Source organism: Streptomyces sp. SID486, assembly GCF_009865385.1.
Lineage (GTDB): Bacteria > Actinomycetota > Actinomycetes > Streptomycetales > Streptomycetaceae > Streptomyces.
Map to the genome: position 1 here is coordinate 1 of NZ_WWJT01000209.1, position 19613 is coordinate 19613.

Annotated in this window: 19 protein-coding genes and 1 tRNA gene; 14 read left to right on the plus strand and 6 right to left on the minus strand. The window is 71.5% G+C overall.

The window, feature by feature from the left end:
* The 4 genes from GT045_RS10465 to GT045_RS10480 form a co-directional block, all read left to right on the plus strand.
* Window positions 1-102: TerD family protein (locus GT045_RS10465; protein WP_161333514.1), on the plus strand; the 102-nt coding region annotated here is incomplete at its 5' end.
* A 96-nt stretch (window positions 103-198) separates the two neighbouring features.
* Complete coding sequence (locus tag GT045_RS10470; protein WP_161290343.1) at window positions 199-777, plus strand: TerD family protein; 579 nt, start codon at window positions 199-201, stop codon at window positions 775-777.
* Window positions 778-852: 75 nt separating this feature from the next.
* Window positions 853-1989 (plus strand): DUF475 domain-containing protein, encoded by a 1137-nt coding sequence (locus GT045_RS10475; protein WP_161290345.1) that lies wholly within the window; start codon window positions 853-855, stop codon window positions 1987-1989.
* A gap of 87 nt (window positions 1990-2076) precedes the next feature.
* Window positions 2077-2811, plus strand: coding sequence for a Tellurium resistance (locus tag GT045_RS10480; RefSeq protein ID WP_161290347.1), 735 nt, complete (start codon window positions 2077-2079; stop codon window positions 2809-2811).
* 80 nt (window positions 2812-2891) lie between these two features.
* Here the strand turns inward: GT045_RS10480 and GT045_RS10485 are convergent, their stop codons facing one another.
* On the minus strand, window positions 2892-3716 hold the full coding sequence (locus tag GT045_RS10485; RefSeq protein WP_161290349.1) for a TerD family protein: 825 nt from the start codon (window positions 3714-3716) through the stop codon (window positions 2892-2894).
* A 176-nt stretch (window positions 3717-3892) separates the two neighbouring features.
* On the opposite strand from GT045_RS10485, the gene GT045_RS10490 reads away from it, so the two are divergent.
* From GT045_RS10490 to GT045_RS10500, 3 genes are read left to right on the plus strand one after another with little or no spacing between them, the layout of a single operon-like run.
* On the plus strand, window positions 3893-5059 hold the full coding sequence (locus GT045_RS10490; RefSeq protein WP_161290351.1) for an HpcH/HpaI aldolase/citrate lyase family protein: 1167 nt from the start codon (window positions 3893-3895) through the stop codon (window positions 5057-5059).
* Between the two features lie 28 nt (window positions 5060-5087).
* The gene (locus GT045_RS10495) at window positions 5088-7577 is read left to right on the plus strand and encodes a phosphoribosyltransferase (protein WP_161333978.1); all 2490 of its coding nucleotides are present in this window, start codon (window positions 5088-5090) and stop codon (window positions 7575-7577) included.
* Complete coding sequence (locus GT045_RS10500; protein WP_161290354.1) at window positions 7577-8404, plus strand: HAD family hydrolase; 828 nt, start codon at window positions 7577-7579, stop codon at window positions 8402-8404. Before GT045_RS10495 ends, GT045_RS10500 begins: the two co-directional genes overlap by 1 nt.
* Here the strand turns inward: GT045_RS10500 and GT045_RS10505 are convergent.
* A complete protein-coding gene (locus tag GT045_RS10505; protein WP_161333979.1) occupies window positions 8401-8622 on the minus strand; it encodes a zinc ribbon domain-containing protein in 222 nt (73 codons plus the stop codon). The genes GT045_RS10500 and GT045_RS10505 overlap by 4 nt on opposite strands.
* A gap of 292 nt (window positions 8623-8914) precedes the next feature.
* Here GT045_RS10505 and GT045_RS10510 point away from each other — a divergent pair, with 292 nt between their 5' ends.
* From GT045_RS10510 to GT045_RS10520, 3 genes are all read left to right on the plus strand, one after another.
* Window positions 8915-11026 carry a transglycosylase domain-containing protein gene (locus GT045_RS10510; RefSeq protein WP_237538499.1) on the plus strand — a complete coding sequence of 704 codons (2112 nt, stop codon included), beginning with the start codon at window positions 8915-8917 and terminating at the stop codon, window positions 11024-11026.
* Between the two features lie 42 nt (window positions 11027-11068).
* Entirely contained in the window at window positions 11069-12364 is a 1296-nt protein-coding gene (locus GT045_RS10515) for a hypothetical protein (protein ID WP_161333980.1), read from the plus strand.
* 175 nt (window positions 12365-12539) lie between these two features.
* Window positions 12540-13652, plus strand: coding sequence for an amidase domain-containing protein (locus GT045_RS10520; protein WP_345942603.1), 1113 nt, complete (start codon window positions 12540-12542; stop codon window positions 13650-13652).
* Here GT045_RS10520 and GT045_RS10525 read toward each other — a convergent pair.
* Window positions 13640-14230, minus strand: coding sequence for a DUF4383 domain-containing protein (locus tag GT045_RS10525; RefSeq protein ID WP_161297196.1), 591 nt, complete (start codon window positions 14228-14230; stop codon window positions 13640-13642). The genes GT045_RS10520 and GT045_RS10525 overlap by 13 nt on opposite strands.
* A gap of 83 nt (window positions 14231-14313) precedes the next feature.
* Entirely contained in the window at window positions 14314-15765 is a 1452-nt protein-coding gene (locus GT045_RS10530) for a hypothetical protein (RefSeq protein ID WP_161333981.1), read from the minus strand.
* 197 nt (window positions 15766-15962) lie between these two features.
* Here GT045_RS10530 and GT045_RS10535 point away from each other — a divergent pair.
* A tRNA-Val gene (locus GT045_RS10535) sits at window positions 15963-16034 on the plus strand.
* 154 nt (window positions 16035-16188) lie between these two features.
* Here GT045_RS10535 and GT045_RS10540 read toward each other — a convergent pair.
* Together GT045_RS10540 and GT045_RS10545 are read right to left on the minus strand one after the other, a co-directional pair.
* Window positions 16189-16530, minus strand: coding sequence for a hypothetical protein (locus tag GT045_RS10540; protein WP_161297192.1), 342 nt, complete (start codon window positions 16528-16530; stop codon window positions 16189-16191).
* Window positions 16531-16627: 97 nt separating this feature from the next.
* Window positions 16628-17527 (minus strand): 2-dehydropantoate 2-reductase, encoded by a 900-nt coding sequence (locus GT045_RS10545; protein WP_161333982.1) that lies wholly within the window; start codon window positions 17525-17527, stop codon window positions 16628-16630.
* Between the two features lie 94 nt (window positions 17528-17621).
* Here GT045_RS10545 and GT045_RS10550 point away from each other — a divergent pair, with 94 nt between their 5' ends.
* The 3 genes from GT045_RS10550 to GT045_RS10560 all read left to right on the plus strand — a co-directional run bounded on the left by GT045_RS10550 (window position 17622) and on the right by GT045_RS10560 (window position 19557).
* A complete protein-coding gene (locus tag GT045_RS10550; RefSeq protein WP_161297188.1) occupies window positions 17622-17852 on the plus strand; it encodes a DUF2277 domain-containing protein in 231 nt (76 codons plus the stop codon).
* 437 nt (window positions 17853-18289) lie between these two features.
* Complete coding sequence (locus tag GT045_RS10555; protein WP_161333983.1) at window positions 18290-18742, plus strand: DoxX family protein; 453 nt, start codon at window positions 18290-18292, stop codon at window positions 18740-18742.
* Window positions 18743-18942: 200 nt separating this feature from the next.
* Window positions 18943-19557 (plus strand): VTT domain-containing protein, encoded by a 615-nt coding sequence (locus GT045_RS10560; RefSeq protein WP_161333984.1) that lies wholly within the window; start codon window positions 18943-18945, stop codon window positions 19555-19557.
* Window positions 19558-19613: the final 56 nt, after the last annotated feature.

A 19613-nucleotide genomic window follows, 5' to 3' on the forward strand; every position in this document is an offset into this window, starting at 1 on the left:
GAGCTGTACCGCAACGGCGCGGAGTGGAAGTTCCGGGCCATCGGCCAGGGCTACGCCTCCGGGCTGCGCGGCATCGCGCAGGACTTCGGCGTCAACGTCTGACGCGGAAACACCCCCCGGTCCGGCGCCGCACCGTTTAGGGGCGGCGCCGGACGCGCAGGACAACCAGGGAAGCTTCACCAGGGGAGGACCAGGACCATGGGCGTCACACTCGCCAAGGGAGGCAATGTCTCCCTCTCCAAGGCCGCACCGAACCTCACGAACGTCATGATCGGGCTCGGCTGGGACGCCCGCTCCACCACCGGGGCCCCCTTCGACCTGGACGCCAGCGCGCTGCTGTGCGGCGCCGGCAACCGGGTGATGGGCGACGAGTACTTCGTGTTCTACAACCAGCTCACGAGCCCTGACGGCTCCGTGGAGCACACCGGTGACAACCTCACCGGTGAGGGCGAGGGCGACGACGAATCGATCCTGGTGGACCTCGCCAAGGTCCCGCCGCAGTGCGAGAAGATCATCTTTCCGGTCTCGATCCACATGGCGGACGAACGGGGCCAGACCTTCGGCCAGGTCTCCAACGCGTTCATCCGGGTCGTCAACCAGGCCGACGGCCAGGAACTGGCCCGCTACGACCTCAGCGAGGACGCCTCCACCGAGACGGCGATGATCTTCGGTGAGCTCTACCGCTACCAGGGAGAGTGGAAGTTCCGGGCCGTAGGACAGGGGTACGCGTCGGGGCTCCGGGGCATCGCCCTAGACTTCGGAGTCAACGTTTCGTAAAGCCGCGTGCGGCGCGGGGGAGTCCCTCCCTCAGACTTCGTCTGGGAGGTGCCCCCAGAGATGATGGGATAGCCAGTGCTTCTCAAAACCTTCGGCTGGTCGTTCGCGGTCACCGCGCTCGGCCTGGTCGCGGCGGCGTTCTACGGGGGGTGGACCGCCTTCGGCATCGTGGCGATCCTGGCCATCCTGGAGATCTCGCTGTCCTTCGACAACGCGGTGGTCAACGCCGGAATCCTGAAGAAGATGAACGCCTTCTGGCAGAAGATCTTCCTCACGGTCGGTGTCCTCATCGCCGTCTTCGGCATGCGGCTGGTGTTCCCCGTCGTCATCGTCGCGATCAGCGCGAAGATGGGCCCGATCGAGGCCGTCGACCTGGCCCTCAACAACAAGGACCGCTACCAGGAGCTGGTCACCGACGCCCACCCGGCGATCGCCGCCTTCGGTGGCATGTTCCTGCTGATGATCTTCCTCGACTTCATCTTCGAGGACCGGGACATCCAGTGGCTGCGCTGGATCGAGCGGCCCCTGGCCAAGCTCGGCAAGGTCGACATGCTGTCGGTCTGCATCGCCCTGATCGTCCTGCTGATCACCTCCTTCACCTTCGCCACCCACGCCCACCAGCACGGCGGCGCCCACGTGGACAAGGCCCAGACGGTCCTGATCGCCGGCATCGCCGGCCTGATCACCTACATGGTCGTCGGCGGACTCTCCGGCTACTTCGAGGACAAGCTGGAGGAAGAGGAGGAGCGCGAGCACGAGCAGGAGGAAGAGGCCGCCCGTTCCGGCAAGCAGAAGCCCGCGGTCGTCCTGGCCGGCCAGGCCGCGTTCTTCATGTTCCTCTACCTGGAGGTCCTGGACGCGTCCTTCTCGTTCGACGGTGTGATCGGCGCCTTCGCCGTCACCAACGACATCGTCCTGATGGCCCTCGGCCTCGGCATCGGCGCGATGTACGTCCGCTCGCTCACCGTGTACCTGGTCCGCCAGGGCACGCTCGACGACTACGTCTACCTGGAGCACGGCGCCCACTACGCCATCGGCGCCCTCGCCGTGATCCTCATGGTCACCATCCGGTACGAGATCCACGAGGTCATCACCGGTCTCGTCGGCGTCGTCCTGATCGCCTTGTCGTTCTTCTCCTCGGTCCGCCGCAACCGCGCGCTGGCCTCGGCGGAGGGCAGCGGCGAGAAGGCCGAGGTCTCCTCCGGGGTGTGACACCCCGGCCGGTGAGGAACGCTTCGAACGGGGCGGCCGACGCGGTCGGCCGCCCCGTCGGCGTCACGACAGGACCTGGGGGCGGGAATGGGATTCTTCGACGGGCTGCTGGGCGGGCGCGCCGCCGACTTCGACTCGGGCAACGCGTCGACCAACGCCATCGAACTGACCAGGCGGCACCAGACGGTGTCACTCACCAGGCAGGGCGCCGCCACCGGCAACCTGCGGGTCAACCTGTCGTGGCGGATGCGGACCTCCGACTTCGACGGGGGCCGCACCAGCCTGCTGCGCCACCCCTTCAAGGCCCTGAAGCCGCCGGAGATCATCGGTCACGGCCAGAGCATGGTCGACGTCGACCTCGACCTCGGCTGTCTGTACGAGCTGACCGACGGTACGAAGGGGGTCGTACAGCCGCTCGGCGGCTACCTGGGGGACGTCAACGCACCGCCGTACATCAAGCTCAGCGGCGACGACCGGTTCGGCTCGGGGTCGGGCGAGACGATGTACGTCAACCTCGACCACCGGGACGACCTCAAGCGGATGCTGGTCTTCGTCTACATCTACGACCAGACCCCCGCCTTCGACCGTACCCACGCCGTCGTCACCCTCTACCCCAGCAACGGCCCCCGCATCGAGATAGGTCTGGACGAGCGCCACCCCCAGGCCCGCTCGTGCGCCGTGGTGATGATCGAGAACATCAAGGACGAACTGATCGTCCGCCGCGAGGTGAAGTTCGTCTACGGCTTCCAGGGCGAACTGGACCGCCTGTACGGCTGGGGCCTGCAGTGGGGCAGGGGTTACAAGACGAAGGCCGACCGCTAGAAGCCCCGCGGGGGCGATCCGTGCGACGGACCGCCCGCGGCCCGCGCACGCGCCGAGGGCCCGGCCGCCGGGCGGACCGGCTACCGCCCGATGAACTGCGGCCCCTGCGGAGGCAGCCGGAAGTCCGGATCCGCGCCCACGGCGACCGGCACCGGCGGGGACTGGGGGTAGCCGTACGCCGGCTGCGGATACCCGTAGGCCGACGGCGCCGACGTCGACTGCGGATACCCGTAGGCGGACGGCGGCCCCGGGGCCGGGAACGCCGGCTGCTGCGCCGGCAGCGCGGACGTGGGCTGCTCCGGAGGCAGCGGCTGTGACGTCGTCTCGCCCGGCGCCCGGTCCTCCGCCGCCTCGGCCGCCTCCGACTCGTCCACCGAGATGCCGAAGTCCGTGGCGAGACCCTTCAGCCCGTTGGAGTAGCCCTCGCCGAGCGCCCGGAACTTCCAGCCCTCCCCGCGCCGGTACAGCTCACCGCAGATCAGCGCCGTCTCCGCGCCGGTCTCCGGCTTGATCTCGAACCGCGCCAGCGGCTCCCCGTCGGCGACCGCCGCGTCGTACAGCAGGATGCACAGCGCCGGCACCTGTTCGAAGACGACCCCGTCGGCGGAGGCGACCACCACGATCCGGGCGACGCCCGGCTCGACGCCGGAGAGATCTGTCTGGATCGTGTCGGTCAGCCCCTCGGCGATCCGTTTCTTGCCCAGCCGCCACACCTTCCCGGAGGGGTGCCGGGGCTGGTTGTAGAAGACGAAGTCCTCGTCGGAGCGCACACGGCCGTCGGAACCCAGCAGCAGCGCCGACACATCCACGTCCGGGACCCCCTGCCCGGGCGTCCAGCGCAGCACGGCGCGCACCGTGGTGGCCTCCAGCGGGACGTTCGACCCCTTCAGCATCGCGTGCGTCATGCGGTCATCCTGCCTTCTCGGTCCTGATCACGACAATGCGGGGGGCTATGCCACCGACATGGGCGAGTTACCGGAAATTCATGCCCGGCGGGAACCCCCGACATGGGTCTCTACGTACTATTACCGGCCACCCTTTACCGAACCCAGAGGCTCGGCTCGCACCCTGAGGGAGTCCCATGCGTCATTTCGGGCACATCGCCCCCGAGGAACGACAGCGCCTCTTCCACCGGGAGCCGTGCGCGTTCACCGCCGACTCCCCGGCCCGGCTGCTCTCCGCGGCCCTGGGCGCCACGCTCTACAGCCCGGCCACCCGGCCGCGGCTCGCCGACGACATCGTCCGGCAGGCCGGCAACGGCGTGGTCTCGATGGTGCTGTGCCTGGAGGACTCGATCGGCGACGAGGACGTCCCGGCGGGCGAGGAGAACCTCGTCCGGCAGCTCGCCGACCTCCACGCCCGGCCCGGCGTGGAGCCGCCCCTGCTGTTCATCCGGGTGCGCACCCCCGGGCAGATCCCGGACCTGGTCCGCCGCCTGGGCCCGGCCGTGCGCCTGCTGTGCGGGTTCGTGCTGCCCAAGTTCACCGAGGAGCGCGGCATACCCTTCCTGGAGGCCCTGGCCGTGGCCGAGCACGCCGCCGGCCGGCGCCTCTTCGCCATGCCCGTCCTGGAGTCCCCCGAGCTGCTCTACCGGGAGTCGCGCGTGGACACCCTGGAGGGCATCTCCCGCGCGGTCGACAAGTACCGCGACCGGGTGCTCGCCCTGCGCCTGGGCGTCACCGACTTCTGCTCCTCCTACGGCCTGCGCCGCGCCCCCGACATGACCGCCTACGACGTCCAGATCGTCGCCTCCGTGATCGCCGACGTCGTGAACATGCTCGCCCGCGCCGACGGCACCGGCTTCACCGTCACGGGCCCGGTCTGGGAGTACTTCCGCGCTCCCGAACGCATGTTCAAGCCGCAGCTCCGGCAGAGCCCCTTCCTGGAGGTGCAGGCCGTGGACCTGCGCAAGAAACTCATCGAGCACGCCATGGACGGACTGCTCCGGGAGATCTCCCTCGACCAGGCCAACGGCCTGCTCGGCAAGACCTGCATCCACCCCTCCCACGTGCTGCCCGTGCACGCGCTGTCCGTGGTCAGCCACGAGGAGTACAGCGACGCGCAGGACATCCTCCGGCCGGAACGGACCGGCGGGGGTGTACTCCGTTCGGCCTACACGAACAAGATGAACGAGGTGAAGCCGCACCGCGCCTGGGCCGAGCGCACCCTGCTGCGGGCCGAGGTGTTCGGCGTCGCGCACGAGGACGTCGGCTTCGTGGAACTGCTCGCCGCCGGCATACCCGGCTGACCCTCTTCTCCGCCTCTCCAAGGAACGCATGAACAACGCAGTGAACGACGAGGTCTGGTCCGGCAGCTGGGTCGCCGAGCGGCTCGGGGTCGCACTCGTGGGGGACGACGGGCTGCCGGCCCTGCTGGGGCTCGCGCTGCGCCGCAACCCCAAGCGGGCCCACCTGCTGGTCTCGAACGTCCTCGGCAAGCACGTGCCCCAGTCGCCGGCCGTGGTGTACGACCACGGGCTGCGCCTCGGCCGGCGGGTCCTCGACCTGCTCGGCGAGGCGGAGGCGGCCACCGCCGTCGTCCTCGGCTACGCCGAGACCGCGACCGGTCTGGGCCACGCGGTCGCCGACGGCCTGGGCCGCGCCCCCTATCTGCACTCCACCCGGCGGCCGGTGGCCGGTCTCGTCCCCGCGGGCGGGTTCGAGGAGTCGCACTCCCACGCCACGTCCCACCTGCTGCTGCCGGAGGACCCCGGCCTGCTGGCCGGCGACGGGCCGCTGGTCCTGGTCGACGACGAGTTCTCGACCGGCAACACGGTGCTCAACACCATCCGCGACCTGCACGAGCGCTGTCCGCGGCGGCGGTACGTGGTGGTCGCGCTGGTCGACATGCGTTCCCCCGAGGACTGCGCCCGGATGGAACGGTTCGCCGGGGAGACCGGGGCCCGGCTGGATCTGATCGCCACGGTGTCCGGGACCGTACGGCTGCCGGAGGGGGTGCTGGAGAAGGGGCAGGAACTGGTCGCGCGGTACGAGCAGGCCGGACCCGGTGCGGCCGGCCGCGCCCGCCCGGCAAAGCCGCAGGACGTCCCGCCCCGCACCCCTGCGGGTACGCCGGCGCCCGCCGGGCGGGTCGACCTCGGCTGGCCCCGCGGACTGCCCGACGGCGGCCGGCACGGCTTCACCCCCGCCCATCGCGCCCGCCTCGACACCGCGCTGCCCGCCATGGCCGCCCGCCTCCGCGACGCCCTGCCCGCCGGCGCCCGGCGCGTCCTCGTCCTCGGCTGCGAAGAGCTGATGTACGCCCCGCTGCGCCTCGCCCACGCGCTGGAGCGGACCACGGACGCCGAGGTGCGCTTCTCCACCACCACCCGCTCGCCCGTCCTCGCGGTCGACGACCCCGGCTACGCGATCCGCACCCGCCTGGTCTTCCCCGCCCACGACGACCCGGCCGACGGTCCCGGCGAGCGCTACGCCTACAACGTCGCCGGCGGCGGCTTCGACGCCGTCGTCGCCGTGGTGGACTCCGCCGCCGACACCCCCGCCCTGCACGCACCCGACGGTCTGCTGGCCCGTCTGGCGGCCCACGTCCCGCACGTGCTGCTCGCGGTCGTACCGTCGTACGTCCCGCACGCTCCCGAAAGGCCGGCCATGCTGCCCGAGCCCCTCCGCGGCCCCGCTTTCTCCTCGTACGCGCCGCAGGAGGTCGGCTGGCTGCTCCAGGACCTCTCCGCCGTCACGCTGGAGGCGCCGACCGAGGAGCGGGAAGAGGCCATCCAGCGCGGCGGCGCGCACTACGCCGAGTCGCTGCCGGTGGAGTACCAGCCCAGCGAGCGGTACCAGGAGCTGTTCCACACGGCCCTGGAGGAGTCGGCGGCCCGGATCGCGCGGGCCGTCGGCGCGGTCACCGAGACGGTGATCGCCGAGAGGTCGCCCCGCCCGGTCCTGGTCTCCCTCGCCCGCGCGGGCACCCCGGTCGGCGTCCTGATGCGCCGCTGGGCGCAGTTCCGGCACGGCCTCGACCTGCCCCACTACGCCGTGTCGATCGTGCGCGGCCGGGGCATCGACACCAACGCGCTGCGCTGGCTCGCCGGCCGGCACGACCCCCGGGACGTCGTCTTCGTCGACGGCTGGACCGGCAAGGGCGCCATCACCCGCGAACTCGCCCAGGCGGTCGAGGAGTTCGAGGCGAAGGAGGGCGTCACCGGGTTCGACCCGGAGATCGCCGTCCTCGCCGACCCCGGCTCCTGCGTGCGCACCTACGGCACCCGCGAGGACTTCCTCATCCCCTCCGCCTGTCTGAACTCGACCGTCTCCGGTCTCGTCTCGCGCACGGTCCTGCGCGCCGACCTGGTCGGCCCGCACGACTTCCACGGCGCGAAGTTCTACCGCGAACTCGCCGGAGCCGACGTCTCCGGTGCCTTCCTGGACGCGGTCTCCGCCCGCTTCCCCGAGGTCGCCGACGCCGTCGAGGAGGCGGCCAAGGAGCTGCTGGCCGCCGACCGCACCCCGACCTGGGCCGGCTGGCGGGCGGTCGAGCGGATCAGCGAGGAGTACGGCATCCACGACGTGAACCTGGTCAAGCCCGGTGTCGGCGAGACCACCCGGGTGCTGCTGCGCCGGGTGCCGTGGAAGATCCTCGCCCGGGCGGGGGCGGGTGCCGACCTGGACCACGTACGGCTGCTCGCCGAGCAGCGCGGGGTGCCGGTCGAGGAGGTCGGCGACCTGCCCTACACCTGCGTCGGGCTGATCCATCCCAAGTACACGCGAGGCGCCACCGGCGCCGACGGCAAGGCGGTGACCCTCTGATGACGGTGCTGGTGGCCAGCGACCTCGACCGCACGCTGATCTACTCCGCGGCGGCCCTCGCCCTGACCATGCCCGACGCCCGGGCCCCCCGGCTGCTGTGCGTGGAGGTGCACGAGGCCAAGCCGCTGTCCTACATGACGGAGACCGCGGCCCGGCTGCTGACCGAGCTCGGCGACACGGCCGTCTTCGTGCCGGCCACGACCCGCACGCGCAAGCAGTACGAGCGCATCAACCTGCCGGGGCCGCCCGCGCAGTACGCGATCTGCGCCAACGGCGGGCATCTGCTGGTCGACGGGGTCACGGACGCCGACTGGCACGCGCGCGTGCAGGCGCGGCTCGCCGACGAGTGCGCGCCGCTGGCGGAGGTCCGCGAGCATCTGCTGCGCTCCTCCGACCCGGTCTGGGTGCGCAAGCACCGGGTCGCCGAGGATCTGTTCGCCTACCTCGTGGTCGAGCGCGAGCTGCTGCCCGCGGACTGGGTGAAGGAGCTGGCGGTGTGGGCGGAGAACCGGGGCTGGACGGTGTCCTTGCAGGGCCGCAAGATCTACGCCGTCCCGAAGCCGCTCACCAAGGGCGCGGCCGTCCGGGAGCTGGCCCGGCGCACCGGCGCGGAGCTGACCCTGGCCGCCGGGGACTCGCTCCTCGACGCCGACCTGCTGCTGGCCGCCGACCGCGGCTGGCGCCCGGGCCACGGCGAGCTGGCGGACGCCGGCTGGAGCGCGCCGGAGGTCGGCGCGCTCCCGGAGCGAGGCGTACTGGCGGGGGAGCGGATCCTCGGGGAGTTCCTGGGAGCGGCCCGTACGGCCGCCGTCCGGGGGCGGGGTTAGCCGCAGCAGCCGCCCCCGCAGCAGCCGCCGCCGGCCCCGCCGCCCCGGGGGGCCGGCGCGGTGGCGTTCGACACGCCGCCGACGGCCACCGTCGACAGCAGCTTCACCGTGTCGTCGTGGCCCGCGGGGCAGGCGGCGGGGGCGGCGGACTGCGCCATCGGGCGGCTGAGTTCGAACGTGTCGCCGCAGGTCCGGCAGCGGTACTCGTAGCGAGGCATGCGCCCAGGTTAGCCGTCGAGGCCCGGGCCGGGGCATCTCAATGTTTCATGAGTGTTGCTTTCTATCCGGCATATGTGCAGGGCATTCGAAAACGTTACTGATAATTTGTGAACGCCGTTGCGAGGATGCTCAGCTCACCCGCGCGAGCAAGTCGAGTGCGGAGGGAGACGCAGGGTGACCAATGCGTCGCAGGGGGAGGGCGGCCCCGTGGGGGGCGGCCGGGACGAGAAGCCGTCGAACGCCGACGAGACCCTGCATCTGAGAGTCGACGCCCTCAGGGCGGACGAGACGATGCAGCTGCGCGTACCCGCGCCGCCGGAGCCGCCCGCTGCGGGCGGTGGCCGGGCGGAGCGCCGGCGCAGCACGCGCTCCGCCGGGCGGGAGAAGGGCGCCGCCGCCTCCGCGGTGGCGGGCGCGGCCGGCCGTGTGCTGGGCCCGCTGGCCCCGTACGCGCGCCGAATAGCCCCCTACGCCCGCCGTCTGAAGCCGGTCTACCCCCGTCCCGGCCGCACCGGCTGGCGCCGCTGGATGCCCTCCTGGCGCCAGTGGATCGGCGCCGTCCTGACCTCGTGCGGCCTCCTCGGGGCGTTCCTCGTCACCGCGTACGCGATGACGGACATACCGAGCAACCTGAACTCGTACGCGACCCAGCAGGACAACGTCTACTTCTGGTCCGACGGCACCCCCATGGCCCGCACCGGCTGGGTGCAGCGGCAGGCGATGCCGCTGAAGGACATACCCGAGGACGTCCGCTGGGCGGTGCTCGCCGCGGAGAACGAAAGTTTCTACTCGGACCCGGGCATATCCGTCAAAGGCATCACCCGGGCGCTGTTCCGCACGGTGGGTGAGGGTGACACCGAGGGCGGATCCACTATTACCCAGCAGTATGTGAAGAACGTTTATCTGACGCAGAACCAGACGATCAGCCGCAAATTCACCGAGGCGATGATCTCGCTCAAGCTCGACAACAAGATGAGCAAGGACGAGATCCTGGAGGGCTACCTCAACACCAGCTGGTTCGGCCGCGGCACCTACGGCATCCAGCGCGCCGCCCAGGCGTACTACGGCAAGGACGTCGGCAAGCTCAACGCCTCCGAGGCGGCCATGCTCGCCTCGCTGCTCAAGGGCGCGGGTCTCTACGACCCCACCCTCAGCAAGGCCAACCACGCGCGGGCCGTGGAGCGCTGGTCCTGGATCCTCGACCGCATGGTCAAGATCGGCAAGCTGTCGCCGCAGGAACGGACCGAGTACACCAAGTTCCCCGACCCGCTCAAGAGCAACCCGCTGTACGACACCGGTGAGCAGAGCGACTACCTGGTGGAGCTGGCCTCGCAGTACGCCAAGAAGGCCGGCCACCTGACGGACAAGCAGTTCGACCTGGGCGGCTACCAGATCTACACGACCTTCGACCGCAAGCGGGAGCAGGCGCTCACCACCGCCGTCACCAAGGCCCGCAAGGACGCCAGGCAGGGCGATCCGGCAGTGGCGAAGAACGGACACTACGGCGCCGCCTCGGTGGCCGCGGACGGCCGGATCCTCGCCGTCTACGGCGGCCCGGACCACCGCAGGCAGGGTTACAACGAGTCCAACGCGACCACGGTCCCGGCCGGCACCGCGTTCCTGCCGTTCGTCTACGCCGCCGGACTGGAACACGGCGTGCACAAGACGCGCGGCGGACCCGCCACCCCGGTCACCCCGGACAGCGTCTACGACGGCGACGACGCCGTGCCCGTGACCACGCCCGAGGGGCCGTACTGGGACCGCAGCGGCAAGAAGGTCGCCGCGCACAACGACGGCGGGAAGTCCTACGGGAAGATCACGCTGCGCGAGGCGCTCGCGAAGTCGGTCAACACCCCTTTCATGCAGCTCGGCATGGACGCCGGCCTGGACGAGGTGCGCCAGACCGCCGAGGCGAGCGGACTGCTGCCGTCCAGCATCGGCCCCCAGGTGCCCGCCCTGTCACTGGGCAACTCCACGCCCAGCGCGATCCGGATGGCCAGCGGCTACGCCACCTTCGCCGCCGAGGGCACCCACACCGAGCCGTACTCCGTGCGCCGGATCACCCGCAACGGCTCCCCGGTCGCCCTGGCCACCCCGCGCCCGAAGCGCGCCGTCGGCGCCACGGTGGCCGAACAGGTCACGGACGCGCTCACCGACTCCTTCCGGACGGCCCACCCGGAGGCGGGGGCGGGCCGGTCCGGGATCTCCGGGAAGGCGGGCACGGCGGACAAGGACACCGCATCCTGGTACGTGGGCACGGCCGACTCCGTGTCCACCGCGATCGTCGTCTACCGGATCGACCTGGCCAGGTCCCTGGAGCCGCTGCCGCTGAAGGGGCTGGCCGGTACGACCGCCGACAGCGTTCCGTATGCCCTCTGGTCGGCCGCGACGGGAATCGGCTGAGCCGTGACCCGTCCACCCTCCCCTCCCGAGAATGAGCCGCGCATGCCCCGCAAGATGTCGTCGTCAGGCCGCCGTCGAGCCCCCCGCGGCCGCGCCGTGCCCCGCGCCACCCGGCCGCAGGTGCTGACGCTCGCCGCCCTCCTCGTCGTGGCCTCGCTGGTGGCCGGGTTCCTGGCGCTGTCCGGCACGGACAGCAGCACCGCTCCGGCCGGCGCGGCCGGCGGGAGGTCCCAGACCGCGCCGAAGGCCAGCCCGACTCCGGAGTGGGACGGGAAGACCAAGATCCTCGGCGACGGCTCGACCTCCTACACCGGGCCGCAGAAGGGGCAGTTGGTGCCCAAGCCGCTCAAACCCGGTGAGAAACCGCCCCAGTTCGTGGTCTTCTCCTGGGACGGCGCGCTGGAGGGCAGCGACCACCTGTTCTCGCACTACCGGGAGCTGGCCGAGGAGTACAACGCCCACATGACCTTCTTCCTCACGGGCATCTACCTGCTGCCCAAGAGCAAGAAGGCCCAGTACCACGGCCCCATGCACTCCGCGGGCGACGCAGCGATCGACTACGCCACCGACGACCACATCCGCACCACGATCGAGCAGCTCAGTGCGGCGTACAAGGACGGCAACGAGATCGGCACCCACTTCAACGGCCACTTCTGCGGCGCCAAGGGCGGCGGCGACTGGAGCGTCGAGGAGTGGAAGAGCGAGATCGACCAGTTCTTCTCCTTCGTGGAGCACTGGAAGACCAACACCGGCTTCAAGGACGTCCCGGCACTCCCCTTCGACTTCAGGAAGGAGGTCACCGGCGGCCGTGCGCCCTGCCTGGAGGGCCAGAAGAACCTGCTGAAGGCCATCAAGGGCTACGGCTGGCGCTACGACGCCAGTTCGCCGGGCGACTTCCAGATATGGCCGGCGAAGAAGAACGGCATCTGGGACTTCCCGCTCCAGATGCTGCCGTACGAGAGCGGCAAGTACCAGGGCCTGTCCATGGACTTCAACTTCCTGTACAACCAGTCCGACGGAGAGACCCAGGGCGACCCGGCCGAGTTCCCCCGGTGGGAGCAGCAGACGGTCGACTCCTACATGGCCGGCTTCAACCGGGTCTACTACGGCAGCCGGGCGCCGCTGTTCGTGGGCAACCACTTCGAGGACTGGAACGGCGGCATCTACATGAAGTCCATCGACCAGGTGGTCAAGAACGTGTGCACCAAGAAGGGCGTGAAGTGCGTGTCCTTCAAGGAACTGGCCGACTGGCTCGACGTGCAGAAGCCGCAGACCCTGGCCGCCCTGCGCAGCCTCGACCCGGCCCAGTCGCCGGACTGGTCGGCGGTCGTCAAGTAACAAGTCAGTACGGTGGGTTCCACTTGTGCAACCCCCTTCACAACCGGCACTCCCGTCATGCGAAGATGCCCCTCTCCCGGTATGAGTACCGGCGTAGAGGGGAACATCATTGAAATCTAGAAGACTGAGCCGTAAGCGGAGCCGGACCGCCATAGTCACCGCTGCGGCCGCCTCGGTGGTCGCCGGTGTGGCCCTGGTGCCCAACTGGAGCGCGGGCGCGGCGGTGACCGACGACCCGACGGTGGACGCGGCCACCAAGGCGACCTTCCAGCGACTGGCCGACGCGGTCTTCACCGACCGCACGCAGACCCTCGTGAAGGGCGCCGGCCAGGCGGAGACCCGGCACACCTCCGGCTTCTCCGGGGCCGTACGCCTGTCCGGCGGGCAGACGCAGGAGCAGAGGTCGGCGCTGGACGAGCTGCGCGACCGCCGCAGCCGGCTCGCCAAGCTGGGCGAGTCGTACCGCGCCGGTACCACCAAGGTCACGCTCGACGCCACCCAGGTCAACGGCCGGCACGCCAAGGTCGCCGTCACCGAGAGCACGACGCTGACCTACGACAAGGCCAAGGCCAACAGCCCGAGGTCCACCGGCTTCCAGGCGCACCACGAGCTGACCTTCACGGCCGACCGGCACGGCGACTGGCAGCTCACGGGCATCAAGGACACCGACCAGGGCTACCTCGCGGTGAACCAGGTCGCCAAGCCCGAGGTCGCCAAGGTGAAGACGGCCGCGGACGACGGCCCGCCGGACGCGGTCCGCTCGGCCACCACCTGGCCTGCGCCGGCCAACAAGAAGAACCTCACCGCTTCCGGGTACGACTACAAGGCCATGGTGTCGTACGCGGCCAAGTACTGGAACAAGTACAACCCGGACTACCCCGACTTCAACGGTCATGGAGCCGGCGGTGACTGCACCAACTTCGTCAGCCAGGCCCTGAAGGCCGGCGGCTGGAAGCACGTGCCGGGCTACACCAACGACTTCCACAAGTGGTTCGGCAACTCCGAGATCCAGTCGGACTCGTTCGTCGGTGTCAACGAGTTCTCCTGGTTCGCCCTCTCCTCGAAGCGCGTCACCAGCCTCGCCAACGTCTACCAGCTGGACATCGGCGACGTGCTCCAGATGGACTTCAACCGGGACGGGTCCAAGGACCACTCGATGATCGTCACATACCGTGACGGCCGGGGCGTGCCGTACGTGAGCTACCACTCGACCAACACCTACAACCGGTCGGTGGCCAGCCTCGTCGCCTCGTACCCGACCGCGGCGTTCTACGCCTACCGGACCTGATCCGGCGGCGGGCCCTGCCGCTCCTGTCCTTCCCGCAGCTCGGGCTGTGTCCGCCGGTCGGCCGGGGAGGGTTCGGGGTGGCGGGCCCGCCAGTACGGGTTGTCGTGCGGCAGGTTGTGGCCCACCCGGCCGTACATGCCGAACGTCATCAGCAGCAGCCCCACGATGAAGCTGAAGAACACGTTCTGGATCTTGAACGCCAGGAAGTTGCTCTCGGTGTCCAGCAGCCCCAGGAACAGGAAGCCGTTCAGCAGGAACAGCACGCCGAGGACCATGTTCAGGGTCGAGGCGAAGTTCCCGCCGATCACCATGCCGACCAGCAGCAGCACACCGATGCAGATCGACAGCACGCTGAGCGCGCCGTTGCTGTTCAGGCCCGCGACCATGTTGCCGCCGGTGTTGAAGAAGCCGATCTGGTCGATCAGGCCCAGGATGCCGAAGGCGACCAGGAAGGCGCCGATCAGGCCCGCGCCGATGCGGTAGACCCGGTTGAGCCGGTGGTCGACGGGCAGGTGGTCGTCGAGCCGCATGCGCCGGCTCTCCTCGGCGTTCCCGGTACGCACCGTGTGTGTGGCCATGTCCGCCTCCCTCGGGCGCTAGCGCAGGCCGTCCGTCCCTTCAATATCCGCCTGCTCCGGCCCACCGGCAACACGCACACCGCTCAGTGCCCGCCGCGCTCCTCACGGATCTGCGCCACGACCCGGGCCACCGTCTGCCGCACCCCTTCCGTCTCGGTCAGGAAGTGCCAGTAGTCCGGGTGCCGCCCCTCCAGCGTGCCGACCGCCCGCTCCAGCCGGGCCACGGCCTCGTCCAGCGGCCGGGCGTGCCGCGGGTCGGGGGTGGTGCGGCCCGTCATGGCCAGCCGCTGCGCGTCCCGGATCGCGAACCGGGACCGCTCGATCTCCGCCTGCGGGTCCTTCTGCACCGCGTTCAGCCTTCCGAGCCGGTCCCCGGCGGCCGACACGGCGTCGTCGGTGGCGTTCAGCAGCGCCCGTACGGTCGACAGCAGCGAGGTGGCGTCCGGCCACCGCTGGGCGTCCCGCGCCGCCTGCGCCTCACCCAGCTTCAGCTCGGCCTGCCGTACGTTCTCCGCGGCCAGTCCCGGCACCTGCTGCAGGTCCTGCCAGCAGGCGGCGGCGAACCGGCGGCGCAGCTCGCTCAGCACCGGCTCCACCTGCCCGGCCCGGGTGGTCAGCGCCTGCGCCCTGGTCCGCAGGGACACCAGCCGGTGGTCGATCTCGGCGGCCCGCTCCGGCAGCCGCTCGGCCTCGGCCCGGATCGCCCCGGCCTCGCGCTGCACCCGCTCGGCCCGCTCCAGCGTCGCCGGCACACCGTGCTGCCCCGCGCCCTGGTTCAGCCGGGTCAGCTCCGGCGACAGGGCCGCAAGCCGGGCGGCCAGGTCGTCGGCCCGCAGGTTCTTGTCCCGTACGGCGTCCAGGGCGTTGCTCGCGGCCAGCAGTGACTGCCGGGCCCGCTCCACGGCCGGGGCCAGCCGGGCCAGCTGTGTCTCGGCCTTGCCCAGCAGCGGTCCGAGCGAGTCGCCGAACCGGTCCAGTTCCTCCCGGACCCGCAGCAGTTCGTCCTTGGCGGCGGTCAGTTCGGCGCGGGCCCGGGCGGCCGTGCCGGCCTCCAGGCCGTCCCGGTCCAGGTCGTGGGCGTCCACGGCCTGGATGTACTGCCGGCTGGCCTCGTCGATGCGGCTCCCCAGCGCCTCGAAGCCGGAGGCGGCGCGCCGGGCGGCGGCGGAGTCGTCCACCGCCGAGATCGTCTCGATGGAGATCCGCAGATCCCGCTGGGCGGTGTCGAGTTCGTAGAACGCCGCTGCCGCCGCGTCCTTCGCGGCCTGCGCCTCGGCCCGCTGGCTCTCGGCCCGCCCGCCGAACCAGCGCCGGGTGCCGCCCCCGGCGAACGAGGCGGCCAGCACCGGTGCGGCCAGCAGCGGCAGGCTCAGCAGGGTGAGGGTGTCCCGCAGCGCGGAACGGGGGCGCCGGGTGTCCGGCGGGGCGGAACGGGGGCGCCGGGTGTCCTGCGGGGCAGGGGGGTGGTGCCGGTCCTGACCGGCGGACGGCGGTGGGTACGGCGGTGTCGCTGGCGTGCCCGGTGTCGCCGTCACATCCCTCTCCCGTGCTGTGGTTCGCCCTGGGTGGTGTCATTCTCCCACCCGTGGAAGACGAAAACACGGGCCGGTCAGTTCGCCGTACGAGCCGCGACTTCGCCGCCCGGGCACCAGCCGGCCCCGCCGTGTGCCCGACGGGCCGGAAGACGGTTTGCGGTGCAGCCCGCCGGGCGTTGTAGGCTGTCGGCCTGCCCGGGTGCGTAGCTCAGGGGTAGAGCGCCTGCCTTACAAGCAGGATGTCGGCGGTTCGAAACCGTCCGCGCCCACCGGACCGGCCCCTCGGAAGTCTCCGAGGGGCCGACGCATTTCTCCCCTTCGTCTCCCGGGCCCGGAGTCCCCCGTTCCTCCCTGGGCCCGGAGTTCCCCGCTACTCCCTGGGCCCGGAGTCCCCCGTTCCTCCCTGGGCTCCGAAGTCCCCCGCTACTCCTGCTGCGCCGTCCCCTCGCGGGCGTGCTTCAGCCGTGTGCGCGCCTCCACGCGGTCCCCCGCCGCGACCTCGGCCCAGAAGCGGTGCGTGCTGACGAAGACCGCCAGCTCGTGCTCGCGCCGCCGCAGCTTCTCCACCTCGGCCTGCTCGTCCTCCGTCCAGCCGGGGGACGCGGGCCGCTCCACCTTGCGCCAGCCGGTGTCGTCACTGAAGCCGTCCATCGGCTCGACCGACCAGGGCAGCCGCTTCAGCAGGGCCGACAGCTCGGCCCGGACCTGGTGCAGCTCCTCCTGGCCGGCGAGGAGGTCACTGGGGAATTCATAGGTCGTAGCCACACGGCAATGCTACGCCTGTTCGATTTTGAGTCGCGAGGTCGAGCGGGGGTCCAGGGCGATGTTTCAGCCGAACGGGTGGCCCCGGTGGCACGCCGGGTCAGTGACCGGCGTCCCGCAGCTCCCGCACCAGCCGCGCCGTCACCGGCACCGGCACGCCGTGCCGCCCGGCCGCGCGGAGCAACGCACCGCCGATGGCGTCGAGTTCGAGCGGCCGGCCCGCCTCGGCGTCCCGCTGCATGGACGACTTCGCGGCCGGCGGGAAGGCGTCGTACCGGGCGAGGGCCCGGTCCGGGTCGGCGGGGGCTCCGCAGGCGGCGCTGACCGCGGTGGTCTCGGCGACCAGGGCCTCCAGCTCCGCACGGTGGCGGGTACGGGCCTCGCCGAGCGGCACGCCGTAGCGGGTCGTGAGCAGGGCGAAGGGGGCGAGGAACGCCATCTTGGCCCACAGGGCCGCCGTCTCGTCACCGGCCATGCGCGTGGTCACGCCGGCGGCCGTGAGCCGGTCGGCCAGCGCTTCCAGGCGGTCCCGGGGCACCCCGTCCCCGGCCAGGTCGATCTCGGTGAACGGGCTGCCGTGTTCGATCACGCCCGGGGCGGTGCGGGTGGACTCCACGCGGATCACGGCCGGGGCCACCCGGTCGGGGCGGTGGACGGCGCGCAGGGCGGCGGGGTGTTCGACCCCGTTCAGGAGCGGCACGACCAGGGCGTCACCGAGGGCCGCGCGCGGGACGCGGGTGAGGGCGGCGTCCAGCGCGGTGTGCTTGACGGTGATCAGGCAGGCGTCCACCGGCTCGCGCAGTTCGGTGTCCGCCTCCACGGGGGCGGTGAAGTCGCCGAACTGGGGGCTGCGGACCGTGACGCCGTCACGCCGCAGGATGTCGGCCGTGGTCCGGCCGGCCAGGCAGATCACGCGGTGGCCGGAGCGGGAGAGCAGGGCGGCGAGCAGGCCGCCGGTGCCGCCGGGGCCGAGAACGGCCACGGTGAACGGGTACGTCATGGAATTGTCCCTTTCGATGGTCGGCCCCGGGAGTCGGTGGCCGCCTTCACGGTGATCATCGCAGTGGGCGGCCTCGCGCGCCAGACTTGGGGACATGTGCCGGAGCATCAAGACGTTGCGACCGCCCGCGCTGCCGGGCGAGCCCACCGACGAGGAGATCCGCGCTGCTGCGCTGCAGTACGTGCGGAAGGTCTCGGGCTTCCGGGCCCCCGCCGCCCACAACCGTGAGGTCTTCGACGAGGCGGTGGCGGCCGTGGCCCGCGCCACGGCGGAGCTGCTCGCCGGGCTGGAGGTGCGCGGCCGTCCGGCCCGGGGCGCGCAGTAGCCGTCCTTGCCGGGGTGAGCGGCTGCCGTGTCCGGGGGCGGAGTAGCCGTGTCCGTGCCTGGGTGCGCGGCAGCCGTCCGTGCCGCGGCGCGGAACAGCCGTCCGGTCCGGGCGCGGAATAGTCGTCCGTGCCGGGGCGCGCGGTGGCCGTCCGGTCCGGGGGTGGAGCAGCCGGCCGTGCCGGGTGCGCGGTAGCCGTCCGGTCCGGGTGTGGACGGACGAGCCCCCTTTTCACCGCACGGCCCGCGAGTGGCGGGTCGGGCGGTCGCCTTCGTGTGCCCGGACGTGACCGGAGGAGGCGCCACCGCTTGGCTGAATGTTGAACTTGCAAGCAATGCTTAGGTGTGCCTAACCTGTTGCTCCATTCGGTACCGCCGCCCCCCACGGCCGGCCCGTCCCCGGCCGGCCCGACAGACACCGAAGAGGAGTCCCCCCTCATGTCCGCTCGCCTCAACTCCGCTCAGCCCTACGCCGTAGGGGCCTTCCGCATAGTCGTCGGCCTGCTCTTCACCGTGCACGGTGCCGCCTCCCTGTTCGGCGTCCTCGGCGGCGCCTCGGGCACCGGCGGCACGATCCCGGCCGGCACCTGGCCCGGCTGGTACGCGGCCGTGATCCAGCTCGTCGCCGGCGGCCTGGTGCTGCTCGGCCTCGGCACCCGCGGAGCCGCGCTGATCGCCTCCGGCTCGATGGCGTTCGCCTACTTCGACATCCACCAGCAGTCCGCCCTGTGGCCCATCCAGAACGGCGGCGAACTGTCGGTGCTGTTCTGCTGGTCGTTCTTCCTGCTGGTCTTCACCGGCTCCGGCGCCTTCGGCCTGGACCGCGTCGTCGGCCGGCGCGCGGCGGCGGGCAGCGAGCCCGCGGCCGAGCAGAGCCCCGTGACGGTCTGACCGGCACAGGGAGCCACCGCACCGTGAACATCCCGTAGTCACGCCACGAGGCCACCGCACCGTGAACATCCCGCAGTCACGCAACGGGACCACCGCACTGTGAACATCCCGTAGTCGCCCCACGCGCCCCCCGCGAACCTCCTGTCACACCCCCGGCGTACGCTGTATGGCTGTCCAACGGGGGAGTGACGGGAGTCGTCGTGTTCGAAAGCGTGGGTGCGCTCGCGGGCGGGCCATGGATCTATGCCGTGGTGGCCGTGTCGGTGCTGCTCGACGTGTTCCTGCCGGTGTTGCCCAGCGGTGTGCTCGTCATCACCGCCGGCACGGCGGCGGCGGCGGGTTCCGGCGCGGCGACGGGACGGGTCCCGCACGAGGTGCCCGACATCCTGGCGCTGATCCTGTCCGCCGCGACCGCCTCGGTCCTGGGTGACCTGGTGGCCTACCGGCTGGCCTGGCGGGGCGGGGAGCGGCTGGACCGGGCGATAGCCCGCTCCCGCCGGCTGACCACCGCGCAGGAACGTCTCGGCGAAGCGCTCGCCCGGGGCGGTGGCGCGCTGGTCGTGCTGGCCCGCTTCGCCCCCGCCGGCCGCTCGGTCGTCTCCTTCTGCGCGGGCGCGGCCCATCGCCGCGCCCGTGACTTCCTGCCCTGGTCGGCCCTGGCCGGGCTGTCCTGGGCCGCGTACAGCGTGGCGCTCGGCTACTACGGCGCCCAGTGGCTGGGTGCGACCTGGCTGGCCACGGGGGTCTCGGTCACCGCGCTGTTCGCGGCGGGCGCGGCGGCGGGCTATCTGATGCGCCGCAGGCCGGTCTCCTGACGGGCGGATCTTCCGCCGGGGGGCGCGGGGGGCGGTGCGGCCGGCCGCGGGTGACC

Bases quoted from the DNA above. Each gene is read 5' to 3' on its own strand.
- GT045_RS10470 (WP_161290343.1), top strand. From the start codon at position 199: ATGGGCGTCACACTCGCCAAGGGAGGCAATGTCTCCCTCTCCAAGGCC.
- GT045_RS10480 (WP_161290347.1), top strand. From the start codon at position 2,077: ATGGGATTCTTCGACGGGCTGCTGGGCGGGCGCGCCGCCGACTTCGAC.
- GT045_RS10485 (WP_161290349.1), bottom strand. From the start codon at position 3,716: ATGACGCACGCGATGCTGAAGGGGTCGAACGTCCCGCTGGAGGCCACC.
- GT045_RS10490 (WP_161290351.1), top strand. From the start codon at position 3,893: ATGCGTCATTTCGGGCACATCGCCCCCGAGGAACGACAGCGCCTCTTC.
- GT045_RS10495 (WP_161333978.1), top strand. From the start codon at position 5,088: ATGAACAACGCAGTGAACGACGAGGTCTGGTCCGGCAGCTGGGTCGCC.
- GT045_RS10500 (WP_161290354.1), top strand. From the start codon at position 7,577: ATGACGGTGCTGGTGGCCAGCGACCTCGACCGCACGCTGATCTACTCC.
- GT045_RS10505 (WP_161333979.1), bottom strand. From the start codon at position 8,622: ATGCCTCGCTACGAGTACCGCTGCCGGACCTGCGGCGACACGTTCGAA.
- GT045_RS10510 (WP_237538499.1), top strand. From the start codon at position 8,915: ATGCAGCTGCGCGTACCCGCGCCGCCGGAGCCGCCCGCTGCGGGCGGT.
- GT045_RS10515 (WP_161333980.1), top strand. From the start codon at position 11,069: ATGCCCCGCAAGATGTCGTCGTCAGGCCGCCGTCGAGCCCCCCGCGGC.
- GT045_RS10525 (WP_161297196.1), bottom strand. From the start codon at position 14,230: ATGGCCACACACACGGTGCGTACCGGGAACGCCGAGGAGAGCCGGCGC.
- GT045_RS10545 (WP_161333982.1), bottom strand. From the start codon at position 17,527: ATGACGTACCCGTTCACCGTGGCCGTTCTCGGCCCCGGCGGCACCGGC.
- GT045_RS10550 (WP_161297188.1), top strand. From the start codon at position 17,622: ATGTGCCGGAGCATCAAGACGTTGCGACCGCCCGCGCTGCCGGGCGAG.
- GT045_RS10555 (WP_161333983.1), top strand. From the start codon at position 18,290: ATGTCCGCTCGCCTCAACTCCGCTCAGCCCTACGCCGTAGGGGCCTTC.